A 19063-nucleotide genomic window follows, 5' to 3' on the forward strand; every position below is an offset into this window, starting at 1 on the left:
ACACATCAAGCGGCGATTAAAGGAACTGGGGGTGAAGTCGGCTGATGATCAGTGAAATAATGATGGTCGTGACGTTGGTGTCAATCTGGCTTTCACTGTTGATGTCGATCATTACGCTGAGCGGAGCAACCAGTTTTTGGCTCAAGCACAGCCAGATTCGTGCTGATGTCTTGCCATTGAAACGCTATCCCATGATCACCCTGGTCGTGCCGGCTCATAATGAAGAAATCGTGATTGCCCAGACTGCCAAGGCGATTTTGGAGCTCAACTACCCCCAGGACAAGGCCGAGCTGCTGCTGTATGCCGATAATTGCAGCGACGACACGTTAAAAGAAATGCATAAATTAATTGCGCAGCCCCGCTATTTTGGCCGCAACGTCAAGATCATCAATCGTCACGGTACGGGCGGCAAGGCAGGGGTGCTCAACGATGCTCTAAAGATTGCACATGGCGAATATATTGGTGTTTATGATGCGGATGCCATTCCCGAGCGTAATGCCCTGTATTTTCTGGTACAAAAAGCGCTAGAAAAACCTGAACGCTATGTGGCGGTGTTTGGCCGCAACAAAACGCGAAACGCACAGCAGAACTTTCTGACGCGCTGTATTAATCAAGAAATCGTCGTAACCCAGCGAATCCAGCATTGCGGCATCTGGCACATGTTTAAGATTGGCCGGATTCCGGGAACCAATTTCATCATTCAGACCAGCTTCGTCAAATCAATTGGCGGATGGCGCAATGGGGCGCTGACAGAAGATACCGACATCTCGTTTAAGATTATGCAGCAGAACCGCTTGATTGCATTGGCCTATAACTCGGAGGCCTTTCAGCAGGAGCCTGAGACAGTGCATGACTACTACTTTCAGCGACTGCGCTGGGCAAAGGGCAACTATCAGGTGGTGATCCATAATTTTAGACATCTGTTTGACCGCAGCAACTGGCGCGTTAAGCTGGAGACGTTCTTTTGGTTCAATGTGGCGATCGTTTTATCGGATGTGATCTTTTTTGCCAACGTGGTCACGCTGCTTTTGCGGTTGGTAGTGCCTAGTCTGACGGTGCCGTTTACTTTTGGCGAAAGCAACATCTTAATTGCGCAGCTGCTTTTATTCAACTGGCTTTTGATGATCAACCTGTACGTTTTACAGATCAGTATTGCCATGTCGTCGCAGTTTGGTCAGGCGACTACCAGTCAGCTTTGGCTTGCCCTTGCCTCTTATTTTACCTATTCGCAGCTGTTTATCGTCGTTTCCGTTCATGCGGTCATCTCGGTAACTTTAGATGCGATCCTGCACCGTAACGGCAACGTCTGGGTAAAGACCAAGCGCTTTGATGATTGATGATGGGAGATTGCAATGAAGCTCAATAAATATACCTGAATCTTTGTTGGCTTGATTGCCGCGGTTTATCTGGGAACCTTGCTGTGGGTGCGGGTGACCAATCCAGTCTGTCTGCAGCAGAACATGTATCGGACCTGGGAAAAAAGCTATGTCATGCATCCCAGAGCTGATCAGTCGTTTGTCAATACCAGTACGAACAACAACCATCAAAAACCGGTCGCACTGTCCGAATCACGGGGCTATGGCATGTGGATTACGATCATGGCCGCTAAAAAAGGCTGGGCGAGTCAAAAAGATTTTGATCGCTTTGTCAATTACTGGCTGGCGCATCGTGATTACGTTGGCGATCAGCATCAGACGCCCACTTATCTGATGTCTTGGCGACAGTACTATAACCGGCATCATCAGTGGGTAGCAGACGTCAACAGTGCAACCGATGGCGATGTATATATTGACGTGGCATTAGTGGCAGCAGCTCGACAGTGGCCGTCAAAAGCAGACTATTATCGCAGCCTGGCTAAGAAACTGAGCAGCGACATTCTGGCCTATGAGTATAATCCACAGACCAGAGCGTTGACGGTTGGCGACTGGGTGACCAAAGACTCAGCGTATTGGCGGCTGATGCGTACTTCTGATGTAATGCCCTATGTGTTTAAGATCTTGGCTAAGGCAACGGGCGATTCGCGCTGGCAGACCGTCAACAATACAATGCTGGATCGGCTGGTTGATCTGAGCCGTCAGCATCACACCGGCTTGGTTCCTGATTTTGCCTGGATTACGCGCGACTCGGCCAAACCAGTCAAACCCAATACGATTTCTACCAAGCAGGACGGCAATTATAGTTTTAATGCCTGCCGGGTACCAATGATGTTGGCGGCTTCTGATGATCCACGCGCTCAAAAGTATTAAAGAAGATGCTGCGTTTCTTTAGTCATCAGCAATATGTCACGGCCGGCTACTCGTTAAGCGGCCAACGTCTGGTTAAGCATCAGTCGGCCAGCTTTTCGGCACCGATCTTTTTGGCCGTCAGTCATCATCGTGGCGAAGGCTATGACAATCTGTTTGACAGTCAAAAGTACATCTTCAGCCACCCCCTGACGCGTAAAAACTATTATGACGCGACTTTGGAAGGACTGAACTAAAATGAAGATTATGACGGTAATCGGCACGCGGCCGGAAGGAATCAAGATGGCGCCAGTAATCAAGCTGCTGGCCCAAGACCCGGCTTTAAAATCAGTGGTCGTAACGACTGGCTAGCACCGTGAAATGCTGCAGACCGTTTTTGAAGTGTTTGATTTTCAACCTGACTACGACTTAAAGATTATGGCGCCCAATCAGACGCTGACCCAGATTACCAGTCGGGTGCTGCTGGGGATGGAGCGCGTCTTGCAGCAGGAAAAGCCCGACTTGATTCTGGTGCATGGCGATACCAGTACGACCATGGCGGCCAGCCTTAGTGCGTTTTACCATCAGATTCCAATTGGTCATGTGGAAGCTGGTCTGCGTACCTGGGACAAGTATTCGCCATATCCAGAAGAAATGAATCGCCAATTGACCGATGACCTGGCCGATCTGTATTTTGCGCCAACCAAGCTCAGTCAAGCCAATCTGCTAAAGGAGCATCATCGTGCCAGTCGGATCTTCGTGACCGGCAATACCGCGATTGATGCTCTGCAGTATACGGTTCAAAGCGATTATCACCATGACGTTCTGGCTAAGATCTCGCCCCAGCAGCGCATCATTCTGCTGACGATGCATCGGCGCGAAAACCAAGGCGCCCCCATGCAGCGAGTCTTTGAGGTTATAAAAAAAGAAGTTGCTCGGCATCCCGATGTTGAGGTCATTTATCCCGTGCATCTAAGTTCCAAGGTGCAGCAGGCTGCCCAGGCGGTATTTAAAGACGAGCCCCGTGTGCATCTGATTGCTCCTTTAGACGTGGTTGACTTTCATAATCTGGCCGCGCGCAGCTATCTGATTATGACCGATTCAGGCGGCGTGCAGGAAGAGGCGCCCTCGTTAAACAAGCCGGTGCTGGTGCTGCGTGACGAGACCGAGCGTCCAGAAGGCGTCAAGGCCGGCACGCTGCGTTTGGTAGGGACGGATCCGAACCGTGTCGCCCAGGCAATGGAGGAGCTGCTTGGTAATCAGACCGTCTATCAAAAAATGGCGCAGGCTCCTAATCCATATGGAGATGGTCATGCTGCTGAGCGCATCGTTGCCATCTGCAAGCAGTTCTTAAATGCCAAAAACTGATACATATTTTAAGATGATCCCGGTCTCAAGCTTTAGGCAGCTGGGATCTTTTTTATTGATGGACTGGCTAACTAACTCAAACAGGACTAGACTAAAAATAATTTGAATTTATGGAGTAGGGAGAAAAAAGTGAAGAATTATCGAATGCAAAGCCTGGTATTGGTCTTGATTGCCTTTGCGCTTGGCTTTAGCGAATTTATTATCGTCGGCGTCCTGCCTGACATTGCCAAGACGTTTCATGAGCCGGTAACCATTGTCGGACTGCTGGTAACGATCTTTGCGCTGGTTTATGCAATCAGTACGCCTTTGATTACGATGCTGATTGGAACGCGCAGTCTGCTGAAAGTCGAGCTGGTATTATGGATTGTTTTTATTCTAGGCAATGCAATGGTGATGGCCGCGCCCAGCTATCCGATTCTGGTAGCTGCGCGGGTGATCACGGCAATCGTTTCTGGGGTAATCATCTCGATTGCAACGACATTTGCCAACAGTCTGGCGCCGCTTGAAAAAAGGGCGGGGCTGATTGCCTGGATCTTTTCTGGTTTTTCAATTGCCTCAGTCTTTGGCGTTCCAGTGGGTACCTGGATTTCAATGCACTTTGGCTGGCGGGCCACGTTTGGTGTGATCGTTATCGTCAGCCTAGTCATCTTATTTATGATGCGGGCCAGTCTGCCGATTGATCTCAGACAGGGGGCATCGCAGCGTTTCAGCGATCAGTTTAGAATCTTTGGTGATCGCCGCATCTATATCGGGATGCTGCTGCCAATGTTTAACCTAGCCGCGACGTATACCTTCTACACCTATTTAAGACCGCTGCTGGCAGGACCACTGCATTTTAAGACCGGCGCGATCACGCTGCTTTTATTTCTGTATGGCTTGATGTCTTTGTTTAGCAATCAGTTCTCTGGCCGGCTGGTTGAACTGGGCGGCTTGCGCAAAATGCCGCTTGTGCATGGTCTGCAGCTCATGTTGCTGGCCATGCTGGCGATCAGCCTTGACTGGCGGTGGCTTGCCATGATTGTGATTATGCTGATCGGCATGCTGATGTATCTGATCAATTCACCGATTCAGCTGCATTTTATCGATATCGCTACTCATGACTATCCGGCTTCTTTAGTCATGGCGTCTTCGATCAACTCGATTTTTTCCAATTTTGGCATTGCGTTAGGATCGGCAACGGGCAGTCTGTTGGTTAAGATGCATGGCTTGAGCGCGGTTGGGCCAGGCGGTGCTGTTTATGCCGGGGTTGCCTGTGGATTGATGATTTTCTTAAACCGCATCAATCAAAAACATGGTACTGACTGAGCAAAATGACGACTGCCAATGAGCCTTTGTTGATTTTAAAAATAAGCCTTGACATTCATTAAAAAGTGATTAGAATTAACTCATAATTAAAACGAAACGATGCCCCTGGGATGAGTAGTCGCTTTAAGCCTTTCAGAGAGCTCTTGGCTGGTGGAAAAGAGCAGACTTTGGCAATGAAGATGGTCCTGGATTAATGGCGTATTGGCGAAATGAGTAGTCAGTACCGGCAAGCGACCGTTATCTCGCTGAGTCAATGACTTGATAAGGCTGTTTTGGCGACAAGACGGCAAATAAAGGTGGCATCACGAAAAAACTCGTCCTTTAACCAGGGCGGGCTTTTTTATTAAAAGGAGTGATTTTATGACGTTCAAGGTAGCTGTTGCCCAGATCGATATTGCATTGGGCGAACCTGACCGCAACTATCAGACGGTTACGCAGGCAGTCAAAGACGCGGCTAAAGCAGGCGCAGACGTGGTGGTATTTCCTGAAATGTGGAATACCGGCTATGCCTTGACTGAATTGGCACGGCTGGCTGATCAGGATGGCTGGCGAACCAAGCAGACGCTTTCTCGTGCCGCTAAGGAAAATCAGATTGCCATCGTGGGTGGATCCGTGGCAACCGTGCGTGCTGGCGGTCAATACTACAATACGACCTATATCTATGATCAAAACGGGAACCTAACCGGCAGCTATGACAAGGTGCACCTGTTTGGTCTGATGCATGAAGACGAATTCATTCAAGCAGGCAGTCAAGGCAGCTTTTTTGAACTAAAAGGCGTCAAGAGTGCCAGTTTCATCTGCTATGATCTGCGGTTTCCAGAATGGTTTCGGACGGTAGCCAAACAGGGTGCCGATGTAATCTATGTCGTAGCTGAATGGCCGACGCCGCGGATTGAACAGTGGGAGGCACTGGTCAAGGCCCGCGCAATTGAGAATCAGGCTTTTGTCGTTGCGGTCAATCGCGTTGGTCATGACGACGAAAACAGCTACAATGGGCACTCGCTGGTCGTTGATCCGTTGGGGAACGTGATTGCCGATGCAGGTGAAAAAGCAGGCCTAACGCTTGCTGAGCTGGATCTGGACGAATTAAAGACGGTGCGTGGTCCGATTCCGGTATTTAAGGATCGGCGTCCAGATCTGTATGACTAAATCTTGCCGTATTGACATGACTAAACTTTGAAAGGAAGATCATAATGGAATTTCAACAATCAAAACTACTGGACACGCTGCCAAAACAGTTCTTTGCCAATCTGGTTGCCAAAGTAAATGCCAAGGTAGCAGAAGGCGTGGACGTCATCAACCTGGGACAGGGCAATCCAGATAAGCCAACGCCAGAATATATCGTCAAGAGTACCCAAAAGTGGGTGGCAGATCCGAAGACGCACAAGTATTCGCCGTTTCAAGGGCTGCCAGAGTTTAAGCAGGCTGCAGCTGATTTTTATCAAGAAAAATATGGTGCGCATCTTGATCCCAATACCGAGGTTGCGATTCTAGGCGGCTCTAAGATTGGATTGGTTGAACTGCCATGGGCGCTGATGAATCCAGGCGACACGCTGCTCTTGCCTGATCCCGGCTATCCTGACTACTGGTCGGGAGCGGCTTTAGGCGAGGTTAAGTTTGAAACCTTCCCATTGCTGGCTGAAAATGACTTTTTGCCGGACCTGGATAAGATTCCAGAAGCCACGGCACAGCGGGCAAAGTTTATGTATCTGAACTATCCCAACAACCCAACCGGCGCCGTGGCAACCAAGGAATTTTACGTCAAGCTGGTTGAATGGGCTAAGAAGTATCACGTTGGCATTATCAGCGATTTTGCCTATGGTGCGCTGGGCTTTGATGATCAGGCACCGGTCAGTTTTATGGAGACGCCTGGTGCCAAGGAAGTCGGTGTTGAATTCTATACCTACTCCAAGACGTTTAACATGGCCGGGTGGCGAATCGCGTTTGCAGTGGGCAATGCAGATATCATTCATGCGTTGAACCTGATTCAGGATCACCTGTTTGTCAGCCTATTCCCGGCCCTGCAGTATGCTGCGATCGATGCCTTAAAGAAGCCGGAGCGTGATGCCGAGATTAAAAAGATCGTGCACCGCTACGAAAAACGGCGCAATGCCTTCGTTCAAGCAGCTGAAAAGATCGGCTGGCATGCCTATGTGCCAAAGGGAACCTTCTATGCATGGATGCCGGTGCCAAAAGGCTTTACCAGTGAGACGTTTGCCGATCTGTTGTTGGATAAGGCAGGCGTGGCGGTAGCACCGGGCAATGGCTTTGGTGAGCATGGCGAAGGATATGTCCGGATTGGTCTGTTGATTAAGCCTAAGCGCCTGGTTGAAGCCGTTGAGCGAATCGAGAAGCTGCATTTGTTTAATTAGCCAACCGTCAACATTCAAAAGCATCAGCTGAAACTGCTGATGCTTTTTTTGTTGGAATGAAAAATGGCTTAAAAGCAGATTTTGTCTTTCTTTTACCAGAATATACGACAGATTTTGCTGAAAGCGGTTGAAAATGTTTCCTGAATTGCGTTATCCTTAATAGGTAGTAATATCTTGATAAATCAAACAAGAGGTGGTGTTAACAAATGCTAATTGTCAGCAAAAGACTCACCCCTGCATTTAAAAAGACGCTGATTAGTGCTCCAAAGCCGCAATACGTTCCAGAAACGTCATTATGCGACTGGATCATTCGTGAGGTAGCCATGCAGGATTATGGCATGCTGCTGTGTATCAACCGCAATACGCAGATGCCAATCGTGCTGCCGGGTGCCGAGTTTCTAAAAGTCAGTCCCGTTTCGGTTTTAAGACAGGTTTTAATGTTTGTAATGGCTGGGATGGGAATCAGTTCCATCAAGCTTACTGAATACGTCAACTGCATTGCGCACGGTGAGGTCAGCTATCAAAACATGACCGCCGACTTCCTGGTTGAAAAAGCTTTTCGTGCATACGCGCCCGAGCTGGCCAAGATTGACGTTGAAAGACTGGATGATGACCAGCTGCTCAATCAATTGGGGATTCTTTCCTTAACGCTGGGCAGCAGTACGAAGGTCTTTTGCGATCTAAGAGAACCTAAAATCGCACCAGCTGTTCGTTTTAAAGATCAGATCAACCAAGAATGGCGTCTGCCGGCTCAAAGAAAAGGCAGTATGGCAGAAAAATCGGCATGGGAGTTTGATTATCGCTTGTTCCATCAATGGGATGATCAGATTCAAAAAACGCCTGCTTGGACGGGGTATGCCGCGATCGTACGGGAAATGCGCCAGGTCAATGATGTCTTTTTACGGCGCTATCATGACTACCTGGAACAGACGGAAATGGTTGACGATACCAGGATGCAGCAGTATCTGCGTTTGGCTGATGTTTATCTGAATCGCTATCTGATTGCCAGCCATCCAGAAACCCTGACCAGCGACTTGACCGCCCCCACGGCCTATCTGTTTGAATGGCTGTTAGAGCATGGGCAGGTCAAAGCCGAGAACGTGCAGCTGGTAATTGATGCCATGCTGGCGTTTGGGGCGTTCATTAAAGTGGCAGGCGTCTATTCCACGCTGGATGAGGATCTGTATCGTCAAGCGGTTCGTGACGGCGGCGATCGGGTAAGGGCTTTTTTTAAGGCAGCTGCAGCCCAGGCCCAATTGGAAGCTAAAGACGATGCACCAGTGAGCCGTCAAGAGATTGCCGGCAGTCAGGTGGATACGCTGGTACAGGAATTGATGGCGCTGGCCGATGATGAGCGGTTGGTTGATGCGCTGGCCGACGTTTTTAATCAGACGCCGGCACTGATTGATAAGCTGCTGGCTAAGATGACGCCCTTGCAGCGGCAGAATCTGGCTCGAAAACTGGCACGGCTGCTTACTGATGATCATGATGACTGATAAAATCAATCCCCTCTGCCTCAAAATCGATGCGGCAGAGAGGTGATTGATTTAAGCTGGTGAAAAGCAGTCAAGATTGAGACGACTAAATACATCGGTTGTTGCCATGACGTTTGACTGATGCTGGGCAGCATTAGGGATGGTCAATGATCATGACTTAAAGAGCTGGTCCGAATACTGCTTTTGAGAGGGAACGTTACTCATGGCTAGCGGCGTTGATTCAATGCAAGGCTAATCTGGTTGCAGTTTTTTTTAATCGTTACCGTAATCAGTGCTTAGCAGGATTTTATGGCAACGCGGCCGAGGAGCATTGAACGAAAATTCTCTTGCGTTGCAACAGCAGCCTATCAATGTTTTGAAAACCAGGCTTCCTTATCCGCACGGGAAGATTCCTTTTTACATAAAACTATTGACACACCCTTTTATCATATGTGTTATACAGGATTTTTTGTATAATGCCTGCTGATAACTTTGATTACGACGATATTAAAGCCGTAATTCATGATTAACAAAAGAGCCGCTAAGAAACAGGGGAGTTTCTTAGCGGCTCTTTCTCATACCAGGGGGGGTCCTGATAATTTTGACAATGGATTGCGCGACTTTTTATTATGGGGAGGATTGGTTGAATGCAGCTGTCCACTCACAGCCATCACAGGGGTTGTCAACCAATCGTCGCGTTGTTGTCTGCATCAGCAGGCAATCGTTCCATGCCCAAACCAGACGAGGTGCGTTCGTCATGATTTATGTTTGCATTATATCACACTGACTTCAGAATGCCATAGTTAGGTCTCAAAATCATCAATAAATACCCGTATCGAGTTGGATTATTAATGTTTTTAATCCCGTTTCAATCGTTTGCCACCAATTCCCAACATAGCAGCTAAAGCAGAGAGTCCTAAACCGAGCAGAGCCGAATTCTTATTACCGGTCTGTGGCAGCTGCTGATTAGCGGTGGCTTGGTTAGCTGGTCGGTTTGAGGTGCTGGCTTCGGATGTTTGATCAATAGCAACGGTTGGGTTAGTTGAATTGTCGGCAATAACCAATGGGGATGGCGTATCGGCGACTGAACTGCCGGAATCAGGCACGCTTGGCTTGTCAGCGGCCGAATTGTTTGAATCAGCCGGAGTATCGCCAGGGAGAGCAGGCGTATCGGCGACTGAACTGCTGAAATCAGGCACGCTTGGCTTGTCAGCGGCCGAACCGTTTGAATCAGCCGGAGTATCGTTAGGGAGAGCAGCACTTTGCGAATCAGAATCGCTCGTGGTATTGGAGCCAGGATCAGCAGGCGTATCAGATGCCTTCACCGCGGTCTTTAGATGTACGGTGTAGGTAGTCGGCTGCTTATTAAAGGTCAGTAAGCCGTCCGCCGGCAGATCGCTTCCGACCAGTTCATAGTTTTCTGGAATGCTGATCGTGTAGGACTGCGTAGTACCCATATCACCAGTTAAGGTTTGGCTGGCAACTTGAGTCTCGTTTTGATCATCAGCAACATAATTGATTGTAATTTGAGTCTTAACTGCTTCAACCGTGACGATGGTCGTGACCGGCTCACTGATTGCACCATCGCTGTCGGTAACGGTATAGGTAATGGAGTAGGTGCCAGGCGTATTGACGTCTACCGTGCCGGCTACGTTGGCAGCAGTCAGCGTAATCGTACCATCATCAGCATCGGTTGCCATAACGTCTGCCAACGGGTCAAACGTGCCCCCTTGTTTGATAGTGACTGTAGCTGGAGCGGTGATGATCGGTTGGGAATTGGTACCGGCCAGCCGCAGATGCAGATTCTTGGTAACCTCATAGACGAATTTGCGCGAATTGCTGCCTTTAAGACTTTCCGGCGCGACCAGCTGCATGCCGTCATGAGTGTCAAACGTTAAGATATCGCCGGCATTAAGCTTGATTGCAGTCGTACCGGCAGTTTCAGCAACGTTGCCATAGAAGATCTTTTGGTAGGTTTGATTGCCATTGGCGTCAGTCACGGTCACCGTAACGTAGGTATTAGCGCCATAGTTGGTATTTGGCTGGCGATTGGTAAAGGTTGCCAAAAGCGTGCCATCGTTATTCAAATAGCGATAGGAGGCAAATGAGCCGCCGTAGCCGTTAAACTCCCATTGACCGATCAGGCCGTCCGCGCGCTCCAAAAGCTGCTCGTTGGCGTTTTTGATCGTCTCGTTTTGCAGGTCGTCAAGCATGCTGCGCGCATTGTTGATCAGCTCAACCGTGGCAGTATCGGCCAGTTTTTGGTAGGTATCATCGGTAAACAGACTGGCAATGCTTGGCAGAATCTGGCTGGATGATGCAACGGTTTCATTGACCGTCGCATCTTCTTTAACGTAGAGGTACTGATCAGTCAGCTTGACGTTTGGATTGTCAGTAGTCAGTGTATAGATTCCGTTGGCCAGCGTTCCCAGATCAACCGTATTTGAAGTGACTGGAATCGTCGCGATCGTCTGCGTACCGTTCATCAGCTTGATGGAAGAGCCAATCAGCTTGTCGGCATTGCTTAGATTTAAGATAATGTGGCTGGTCAGGCCGGTTTGTGCGAGTTGCTCATTGGTAATCAGGGCGACCTTAGACTTTAGAAAATCCTGATCCCAGCCCAGCTTTTGCATGACCGTCGTCAATTGATCGTCCGGTACGACTTGAGTAAGCATGGCTACGGCGGGGTAGTTCAATGAATTGAGCGCCGTTACGTCATCAACGCTTACGCCCATCGTTGCAAAGAAAGGCGTCACGTTAAGCTGATAGTGCTGAGCATAGACGCTGATCCAGTCCTTGCCGATCTGGTTAACCGTCTTTCCGGCAATGGCATTGGCGCGATGATCAATGTTGAAGTACTTGAACGCGTCCGTGCCTTCTAGGTTGTAGGCTAGATTCATCCACAGTACGAGTCGTTCTCGATAGCCGAGATCCGCCCAGCTTTGCTTTTTGGTCAGGACTGAATCCACCACGCTTTGCACGATGCTGTCTTTGGAAGTCCCGAAGATCCAGCTGCCAGTAGTGAAGTTGCTGTTGAATTGACTTTGATAAAGCGTACCGTAAATGTTGTTGAATGAGTCGATGATGTACATATCACTGGCTGGGACTTCATAGCCGTGGCCGATTTCATGCAGCGGCAGCCAGTTGATCGTTAGATAAGAAGCAATTGAGCTGCTGTTGGCGGCCGTGTAGTTGACCGACCAGTAGGCAGCACCGATTCCATCTTGATCGGCAAAGGCAAAATAGCGTCCCTTGACCGGCTGATCACGAACGGTATTGGTTGGGATGCCGGTCAGTTCATCATAAAGCTTGAAGACCTGATTGTCGTACTGATCAATCAGACTGTTCATATCGGTATTTTTAACCGTTTTGATATCTTGATAAGGAATCAGAATCTCAATGTTGTTGGCATCCATCAAGGCAAAAGCGGCTTTGCTCTGGTCCCATTGCTTTAAGACGGCAGCCTGGTCACTGTCAGCAGTAAAGACGGGCAGTTCCTTGGCCGTTCCGGAAACCAGCTCATATTCCAACAGCGGTCCGGTCGTCTGCGCGTTTTCAGGTGTACGCAGGAAAACCGCGGCATCGCCATTGGCCGTAATCTCGACCCAGTCGGTACCTATCGATTGCGTCACGATCTTTTTAGAAGAATCGCCAATCAGCTGAATTGAAACGCTGCCCGAGTAGCCGTTGTTAATGCGCCGGATCTTGAGCGTAGCGCCATCCGACAGTACCATGCCTAATGACTGCCGATCATGGTAGGTTCCCATATAGCGGCCTTCCTTGTTGGTCTGCGTAATGCTGGCATCAGGCGACAATACGAAGCCTTGGTAGGTCATGGTCTGGCCAACGTTAATGCTGTTGGTGGTGTTGGCAAGCAGTGCTTTAGCTTGATCCAGGCGTGTCTGCAGCAGTGCTCTTTGTTCGGTCGTCAAATCAGCCTGCTGGTTATCAAGCTGATTCTGCAGGGTCGCAACATCGCTGGCCGATGCGCCAAAAGCCAGCGCGCCATTATCAATCAGCTGTTTGGTTTTGACATCCAGATAGGCATAGTCGCTGATGTTTTTTAACGAAAGATTATTAGCCACGACGAAAACGAAGCGGCTCAAATCACCCAAAGCCGAGGTCTTCATCGTGGCATCGTTATTGGTAGTGTAGCGCGTCTTGGCTTCGGCATGCTCAATGCTTAAGATATCGCCGGCCTGAAGCTGCAGTGTCTGCTTGAATCGATAGTTCTGATCGCCGATAAAGGTTTGATCAAAAAGCGTTTCTGAGCCGCGACTGACCGTAATGCGAGCATATTGAGCGTTTGGAAAGTAGCTGTGCGGCTGACCGCTGGCATTGATTGATAATTGACCAGCCGGCTGGGCAGTCTGATTGGAGTTGTAGTAATCGACCTGAGCAAAAGTGTAGTTGCCAAGCCCCTTTAACGTCCAGCTGGCATCGGACTGGGTTACGTTGCCGGTATCCGGTGTCGTGACCTCAGTCAAGACGTCGGCTGAAGAACTGGCGCGCTGCTCGCCGGCTGCTGACGAGGCGGAGTCGCTGAGGCTAGCGGTATCATCGGCGACCGCGCTGCTTGCGATGTCCGTTTGTGCAGTGCTGTTTAAGACAACGGTATTGCTGACGGTTGTGCTCACGGCGGTAGCTGCCGTATTTTCAGCAGTATCAGCCTTGATTTCATGATCGTTGAAAATCAGACTGGTGGTTGCCGTTAAAAGTGCAAAACTGGACAGCATTAAGTATTTTGGCAATCTTGGTGTCTGCATTGAATTTTTCCCCTTAATATTATTAGAATACTGAATTTTGAATGCGGCACTGAGCATTAGGAAACCCTAATGAATTCAGCATTGATTATACATTACAAAAGGAGCCGATTCCCAACGAAATGGCCAAAACCAAGAAGTTGCATTAGAAGGTTATTAAACGAACACTTAGTTGGCTAATGATCATTTGCCGCCAGTCCGCTGATAGTTGATACAAAAAAACAGCAGTGCCGCTTCAGACACTGCTGTTTTTAATTACTCCGGCAGTCAGACTCGAACTGACGACAACCTGATTAACAGTCAGGTGCTCTACCAACTGAGCTATGCCGGAATGACTTAACAAATAAGTACTTAATTATATTAACACATAATTTAGAAAATGCCAGTAAAAATCAGAAAAAAGTCAAAAATTTTTTAAAAGGATAATTAAATCCGACTAACCAGTGCTGTTAACATTGCTTGACAGTGCAGCAACCGCAAACGTTTCAACTGACAGGCACGCACCAATGTCAAGGATGTTAAGCAGACCGCATAACTAAAGCGGACAGCTATCATGCTGGGTACCAGGAAAAAAACTGATCATCGAGCTGCAGGTCGGTGTCAGCATCAAAAGTAATCATTCTTCACAAGCTTTGTCAACTTGAATTATTAGTAAAAAGTCAACAATGTCAATCGATTATCAACATTTTGTATCGTTTGAAACGCTTTCAAAAATTCACAAGTAGGTTTATAATAAAAATACATTTTGAACTATCAAAAGAAGGCGAGGTTGTTAATTATGTCAATTAAAAACGTAACGATTGCCGGTGCCGGAACGCTGGGCAGTCAGATTGCCTATCAAAGTGCGCTGTGCGGCTATCAGGTTCGCATCTGGAATCCGCATCCAGAACGGGCCGAAAAACGAATTGCGGCGCTGCGGCCATTTTATAAGCATGACCTAAAGCTGACCGACGAACAGTTTGACGCCGGCTTGAAAAATATCGTTTCGATTACCAATGATTGGGAAACGTCATTTAAGGATGCCGATCTGGTAATTGAAGCCGTACCAGAAAATCTGGACATGAAAAAGGATTTCTACGCGCAGCTCTGCTCGGTCCTGCCAAAAGAAGCGATTATTGCCAGCAACTCATCGACTTATGTGCCAAGTCAGCTGGTTCAACTGGTTGATCGGCCGACAAAGTTCCTGCATCTGCACTTTGCCAACCATATCTGGGTCTTCAATACGGCTGAGATCGTTGGCAATGCCAAGACCGATCCGGCGGTAATTCAAGAAGTCGTGGCTTTTGCCAAGGGAATCAAGATGCTGCCGATCGTTTTGAAAAAGGAACAGCATGGCTACATCATGAACGCGCTGTCCGTACCATTCTTAAACGCAGCATTGGGCCTTTGGGGAAAGGGCGTGGCTGATCCGATCACGATTGACAAGGACTGGATGAATTCAACTGGTTCGCCAATGGGGCCGTTTATGTCGATGGACGTGATTGGTCTGCGGACGGTTTGGGCAATTTTCAGCTCCCATGCTGATACGCCAGAGCAAAAGGTAATTGCCGACAAGCTTAAGGCCATGATCGATGCCGGTCACTATGGCGTTGAAGCCGGTGAAGGATTTTACACCTACCCGCACCCGGCTTATGAAGATCCCAACTTCTTAAAAGAATAAACCTGCAAAAAACAGCGCGATACCAGGTCTTTTAAAGCTTGATGCCGCGCTGTTTTAATTATTGCTAGCCGGAAATCTCGTGACTTTAGTCGATGGTGGTTGGCTCGGAGCTCTGATTGGTAAGTGGGTGGTAGCTGTCAGAAAATTTAATCAAAAGTGGCACGAATTGATAAATAGATGACGCGTTTCGATGTTTATTATGACAGAGTAGGCGTGTATCATATAGTCATTCACTAAACGTTAAGCAAAGGCGGGAATTTAAATGAACTATTTTTTGATTGATGGCCGCTATGATGATCTCTTACGGCACTATGGCTTGGATCCTCAGGCCGTTTTGCGCCAGGCAGAGCTGCCGGCAGACACTTTGAATCATGACCGGATCACCATGAAAGAGGAACAGTACTATCGCTTTATGCAGGCAATTGATGAATTAAAGACGATGGACGATCTGGCGGTAAAGATGGCGACGGCAGACCAGATCGAGACTTTTTCACCACCGATTTTTGCCGCCTACTGCAGTCATAATGGCGAGCAGTGCATTAAAAGGCTGGCTGAATATAAAAAATTGATCGGCCCGATGACTTATCAGATCACGTCATCAGCCGATCAAGTTACGGTTGAGCTGCTGCCCGGGGATGCCAGCTTAAAGATTCCCGCGTTTTTAGCGGTCGCGGAATGGGCCTTTTTAGGCGCGCGACAAAGCAGGAAGTAACGCCGGTCAAAGTAGTCTTGAATGCAGCTAAACCTGATTCTGCCTTGGCTGAGTTGGCAGGAATCAAGCTTGAATCAGGCAGCATCAATCAGATCAGTTTTTCCAAAGCAGACCTGCAGTGGCCGTTTGTCAGCTATAATGCCGCGATGTGGAACTATTTTGAGCCGGAGCTGACCAAACGCCTGGCCGACCTTGAAATTGATGACTCTACCTCGTCACGGGTGCGCAGTGCTTTAGCTGAACTGTTGCCAAGCGGCGAAACGACGATTGATGACGTTGCCCGTGAGCTGGGAATCTCCAAAAGAACTCTGCAGCGCAAGCTCAAAGAAGAAAAGACGACTTTCCAAAAACAGCTTAACAGTACGCGAGAAAGCTTAGCCGTTCATTATTTAATCAATACTGACATTACCACGAACGAGATTGCGTTTCTGCTTGGCTATCAGGAACTGAACTCATTTTTAAGAGCCTTTTCACTGTGGACCGGCAAAAGCGTCTCGGAGTATCGTCGTCAGCACCAGAATCAGTCGAAAGCAAATCGCAGCTAGCAGTCGTGGGCGCCATTAAATGCTGATTCAGTACGAAAGCCTTCCTGCAGATCCAAAAACTCCAGGTTGTCCGTCATCGTGCGCTGCTCACTGACCAAAGGCATCGTGAAATAAGTTTGGTTGAAACGGACTTCCATTTTTTCATCCAGTTGCGATGCTGTGTAATCCTTATACCAGATCGGCCCTAGGTTTGAGTCGAGTTGGGCGTTAAAGTCAGGAAGCTTGGCGTCTTTGCTTACAATGATCAACTTGAAATTGGCATCCAAAGAGCAGTTGCCTAGCTTGGAAAATGGACCGACGCCATCATCAAAGTCCAGAATCAGTTTGGAATCAGGCTGCAGGTATTTTTGCAGTCGCTGCTGAGCTTGAGGAGTAAAGGTAAGTTTCATGATTAGAACCTCGCTTTTGATTTTTTTATCAGTTTATACTTATTTTTAGTAAGTGTAAATTTTAATGCTCAGCGGCAGTTAAAAAGTCCCCGTTCCAAAATAACGGAACGAGGGCTTTTTTTAAAACGAGCTGCGAATCGTAATTAAGATCGTGGTCATTAATGCCAGAATCATAAAACCTTCTGAAAAAACGTTGGCCAACAGTGCACAGGTATAATTGATAAAAAACAGTCCCAAGCTGGCAGCAAAGGCCACAAATCCCATCGTGAGCAGTGCCCGCTCATGATCGACCAGTTTTTGACAGTGCTTTAGACTGCGGGCAGGCAGCTGGCGGCGGACAAAAAAGATAATGGCACTCGCTAAGACAAGCGTCGCGATGCAAAGGACGTAAGACAAAATAATAGTAGATGACGACTTCATTTAAAAATAGGTTTGAGCCACGCCTGAGCATGGTGGTCCTTTCCTTGAAAGATTTTGCCGCTATCTTAGCAGAAAATGCCCTAAACCACAAATTTGAAGAAATCATGAAGTTCGGGTCTGACAAAGATCACTAATCGATAATTAGCAGAATCGACAAAAGATAATGGCTGACTAGGGCAAAATGACAGTTGACAAGGATTGTTGACGGGAATAAATAGACAGTGCCGAGCTGAAAAAACAATGATATCTGAAAAAAACTTCATAAGTAAATTGATTGCTGAAACGAAAAGCGGCTGGGACAGGTGATAATAAAATAGTCAATTTTTAAATGACTTAGCCAGAAACGCTCATTATCTAAAACTTGGATACGGATCCAAAAATATCAGCCGCAGCTGGTTTGATTAAAGCAATCAAAATCGAATTTGCACAACGTGTTTGCTTATGATATTTTCATGAAAACTCGCCAACCGGCTGCAATTGATCTGACAGCGACGTTTGTTCAGCAGGTGGCATCAAAAGAGGGATATCGTGAGTAAGCGTCAATTTAGGCTGATTAATTCAATCAGTCATCGTTATTTGACTATTGATGACCATATTTTAAGAACAGTTGATCAAAAGCAGGCGCTGATCGTTAGTGAAGCAGTTGGACGGCAGCTGTTAAAAAAGGTCAACCGGATTGCTGAGGCTTTGGCACAGGCCAATGGGACGGCGTTTAACGAATATCGGCTGGAAGAAGCACCGCTGGCCACGATCAGACTGGGCAGCGAGGATCTGGATGCCTTAATCGAAACCGTTCAGCTGCTGGGCTGCTCTTATGAAGAAGCGGCGACGCGAATCAAGCATCAAAAAATCAAGCAGGCTGATCAAATGGCGATGCATCAGTATTATGGCCTGTCAATTCCGCATAAGATTCGGTAGAAAACAAACTTGAAAGCGTTTCTTTGAAAAGATATACTTGGCTTATCGAACGCATTGCATTATTTGGAAAGAAGGAATGATCATGCTATTTGATAAGGCAATTGTCAGAACGCCAGGCAAGTCAGTCGTGGATGGAATTGACGACTATGCTGATGCTGGCAAGCCAAGCTATGAAAAGGCAGTGGCTGAACACCATGCCTATGTTGAGCTGCTCAAAAAGCTGGGGATCGCGGTCACGGTTCTCGAGCCATTAGAGCAGTTTCCGGACTCATGTTTCGTTGAGGATCCGGCCGTTGTCTTTGATGATTTTGCGGTCGTTACCAATCCAGCCCGCAGTACGCGACAAAAAGAACGTGAATTCATCCGCCCAGTCCTTGATCAGTTCTTTGAGCATGACCAGATTTTTGAGATTACTGCTCCAGGAACTCTGGAAGGCGGGGATGTCATGCCAGTTGACGATGATCTGATCTATGTGGGGCTTTCGGCACGGACCAATCAAGCCGGCATTGATCAGTTTGCTAAGATTGCCGCGCGTTTTGGCAAGACGGTCAAGGCGGTACCGGTTGAACAGGTTCTGCATCTAAAGACCGGCACGACTTATATGGGTGACAACAAGCTGCTGGTAGCTGGTGAATATATTGATAGTCCCTACTTTAAGGATTTTGATCAGCTTAAGGTACCGGTTGGTGAAGACTACGCGGTCAACTGTATCAACACTGGCAATGGCGTGATAATGCCGGCTGGTTTCCCTGGCGTCCATCAATTGTTGGTTGAAAACGGCTTTAAGGTTTACGAGACCGACATGTCAGAATTTGCCAAGATCGATGGGGGCCTGACCTGCCTGTCACTGCGGTTTAGCTAACCGTTAAAGGCCGCCGCGGTTCCTGCCACGACGACCGAGAATTTATTGACTA

The 19063-nt window shown here is 48.1% G+C and carries 13 protein-coding genes, 1 tRNA gene, 2 pseudogenes and 1 other annotated feature; of the genes and pseudogenes, 12 read left to right on the forward strand and 4 right to left on the reverse strand.

Going from position 1 to position 19063, the window contains the following annotated elements:
* The first annotated feature begins 44 nt into the window (after positions 1-44).
* From H0G69_RS04355 to H0G69_RS04385, 7 genes and pseudogenes are all read left to right on the forward strand, one after another.
* Positions 45-1337: a glycosyltransferase family 2 protein gene (locus tag H0G69_RS04355; protein WP_180305284.1), complete on the forward strand. Its 1293-nt coding sequence runs from the start codon at positions 45-47 to the stop codon at positions 1335-1337.
* Positions 1338-1415: 78 nt separating this feature from the next.
* Positions 1416-2479: pseudogene (locus H0G69_RS04360) on the forward strand (glycosyl hydrolase family 8).
* Between the two features lies 1 nt (position 2480).
* Positions 2481-3590: pseudogene (wecB, locus tag H0G69_RS04365) on the forward strand (non-hydrolyzing UDP-N-acetylglucosamine 2-epimerase).
* A 129-nt stretch (positions 3591-3719) separates the two neighbouring features.
* A complete protein-coding gene (locus tag H0G69_RS04370; RefSeq protein ID WP_180305285.1) occupies positions 3720-4895 on the forward strand; it encodes an MFS transporter in 1176 nt (391 codons plus the stop codon).
* Between the two features lie 92 nt (positions 4896-4987).
* Positions 4988-5220 (forward strand) — a binding site (T-box leader).
* A gap of 35 nt (positions 5221-5255) precedes the next feature.
* Entirely contained in the window at positions 5256-6044 is a 789-nt protein-coding gene (locus tag H0G69_RS04375) for a carbon-nitrogen family hydrolase (RefSeq protein ID WP_180305286.1), read from the forward strand.
* A gap of 44 nt (positions 6045-6088) precedes the next feature.
* Complete coding sequence (locus tag H0G69_RS04380; RefSeq protein WP_045025365.1) at positions 6089-7267, forward strand: pyridoxal phosphate-dependent aminotransferase; 1179 nt, start codon at positions 6089-6091, stop codon at positions 7265-7267.
* A gap of 206 nt (positions 7268-7473) precedes the next feature.
* Positions 7474-8763, forward strand: coding sequence for a hypothetical protein (locus H0G69_RS04385; RefSeq protein ID WP_180305287.1), 1290 nt, complete (start codon positions 7474-7476; stop codon positions 8761-8763).
* Between the two features lie 836 nt (positions 8764-9599).
* Here the strand turns inward: H0G69_RS04385 and H0G69_RS04390 are convergent.
* Together H0G69_RS04390 and H0G69_RS04395 are read right to left on the reverse strand one after the other, a co-directional pair.
* Positions 9600-13508, reverse strand: coding sequence for a putative mucin/carbohydrate-binding domain-containing protein (locus tag H0G69_RS04390; protein WP_180305288.1), 3909 nt, complete (start codon positions 13506-13508; stop codon positions 9600-9602).
* Between the two features lie 255 nt (positions 13509-13763).
* A tRNA-Asn gene (locus tag H0G69_RS04395) sits at positions 13764-13836 on the reverse strand.
* Between the two features lie 447 nt (positions 13837-14283).
* Here H0G69_RS04395 and H0G69_RS04400 point away from each other — a divergent pair.
* The 3 genes from H0G69_RS04400 to H0G69_RS10895 all read left to right on the forward strand — a co-directional run bounded on the left by H0G69_RS04400 (position 14284) and on the right by H0G69_RS10895 (position 16422).
* A complete protein-coding gene (locus H0G69_RS04400) occupies positions 14284-15165 on the forward strand; it encodes a 3-hydroxyacyl-CoA dehydrogenase (RefSeq protein WP_180305289.1) in 882 nt (293 codons plus the stop codon).
* Between the two features lie 262 nt (positions 15166-15427).
* Positions 15428-15877: an AraC family transcriptional regulator ligand-binding domain-containing protein gene (locus H0G69_RS10890; protein WP_205311108.1), complete on the forward strand. Its 450-nt coding sequence runs from the start codon at positions 15428-15430 to the stop codon at positions 15875-15877.
* Positions 15841-16422, forward strand: coding sequence for a helix-turn-helix domain-containing protein (locus tag H0G69_RS10895; RefSeq protein WP_240164379.1), 582 nt, complete (start codon positions 15841-15843; stop codon positions 16420-16422). The genes H0G69_RS10890 and H0G69_RS10895 overlap by 37 nt, the downstream gene beginning before the upstream one ends.
* On the opposite strand, the gene H0G69_RS04410 is transcribed toward H0G69_RS10895, so the two are convergent.
* Both H0G69_RS04410 and H0G69_RS04415 read right to left on the reverse strand, forming a co-directional pair.
* The gene (locus tag H0G69_RS04410) at positions 16419-16811 is read right to left on the reverse strand and encodes an iron-sulfur cluster biosynthesis family protein (RefSeq protein ID WP_180305290.1); all 393 of its coding nucleotides are present in this window, start codon (positions 16809-16811) and stop codon (positions 16419-16421) included. The two genes, H0G69_RS10895 and H0G69_RS04410, sit on opposite strands and share 4 nt — an antisense overlap.
* Before the next feature lie 120 nt (positions 16812-16931).
* The gene (locus tag H0G69_RS04415; RefSeq protein ID WP_034539312.1) at positions 16932-17231 is read right to left on the reverse strand and encodes a hypothetical protein; all 300 of its coding nucleotides are present in this window, start codon (positions 17229-17231) and stop codon (positions 16932-16934) included.
* Positions 17232-17759: 528 nt separating this feature from the next.
* Between H0G69_RS04415 and H0G69_RS04420 the strand changes: the two genes are divergently transcribed.
* Together H0G69_RS04420 and H0G69_RS04425 are read left to right on the forward strand one after the other, a co-directional pair.
* Positions 17760-18149 (forward strand): hypothetical protein, encoded by a 390-nt coding sequence (locus H0G69_RS04420; RefSeq protein ID WP_056968560.1) that lies wholly within the window; start codon positions 17760-17762, stop codon positions 18147-18149.
* Between the two features lie 82 nt (positions 18150-18231).
* Positions 18232-19011, forward strand: coding sequence for a dimethylarginine dimethylaminohydrolase family protein (locus H0G69_RS04425; protein ID WP_143113242.1), 780 nt, complete (start codon positions 18232-18234; stop codon positions 19009-19011).
* Positions 19012-19063 lie beyond the last annotated feature (52 nt).

It is taken from the genome of Limosilactobacillus mucosae (genome assembly GCF_013423865.1).
In the GTDB taxonomy this organism is placed as follows: Bacteria; Bacillota; Bacilli; order Lactobacillales; family Lactobacillaceae; genus Limosilactobacillus; species Limosilactobacillus mucosae.

Bases quoted from the DNA above. Each gene is read 5' to 3' on its own strand.
- H0G69_RS04355 (WP_180305284.1), top strand. From the start codon at position 45: ATGATCAGTGAAATAATGATGGTCGTGACGTTGGTGTCAATCTGGCTT.
- H0G69_RS04375 (WP_180305286.1), top strand. From the start codon at position 5,256: ATGACGTTCAAGGTAGCTGTTGCCCAGATCGATATTGCATTGGGCGAA.
- H0G69_RS04380 (WP_045025365.1), top strand. From the start codon at position 6,089: ATGGAATTTCAACAATCAAAACTACTGGACACGCTGCCAAAACAGTTC.
- H0G69_RS04385 (WP_180305287.1), top strand. From the start codon at position 7,474: ATGCTAATTGTCAGCAAAAGACTCACCCCTGCATTTAAAAAGACGCTG.
- H0G69_RS04390 (WP_180305288.1), bottom strand. From the start codon at position 13,508: ATGCAGACACCAAGATTGCCAAAATACTTAATGCTGTCCAGTTTTGCA.
- H0G69_RS04400 (WP_180305289.1), top strand. From the start codon at position 14,284: ATGTCAATTAAAAACGTAACGATTGCCGGTGCCGGAACGCTGGGCAGT.
- H0G69_RS10890 (WP_205311108.1), top strand. From the start codon at position 15,428: ATGAACTATTTTTTGATTGATGGCCGCTATGATGATCTCTTACGGCAC.
- H0G69_RS10895 (WP_240164379.1), top strand. From the start codon at position 15,841: ATGGGCCTTTTTAGGCGCGCGACAAAGCAGGAAGTAACGCCGGTCAAA.
- H0G69_RS04410 (WP_180305290.1), bottom strand. From the start codon at position 16,811: ATGAAACTTACCTTTACTCCTCAAGCTCAGCAGCGACTGCAAAAATAC.
- H0G69_RS04415 (WP_034539312.1), bottom strand. From the start codon at position 17,231: ATGAAGTCGTCATCTACTATTATTTTGTCTTACGTCCTTTGCATCGCG.
- H0G69_RS04425 (WP_143113242.1), top strand. From the start codon at position 18,232: ATGCTATTTGATAAGGCAATTGTCAGAACGCCAGGCAAGTCAGTCGTG.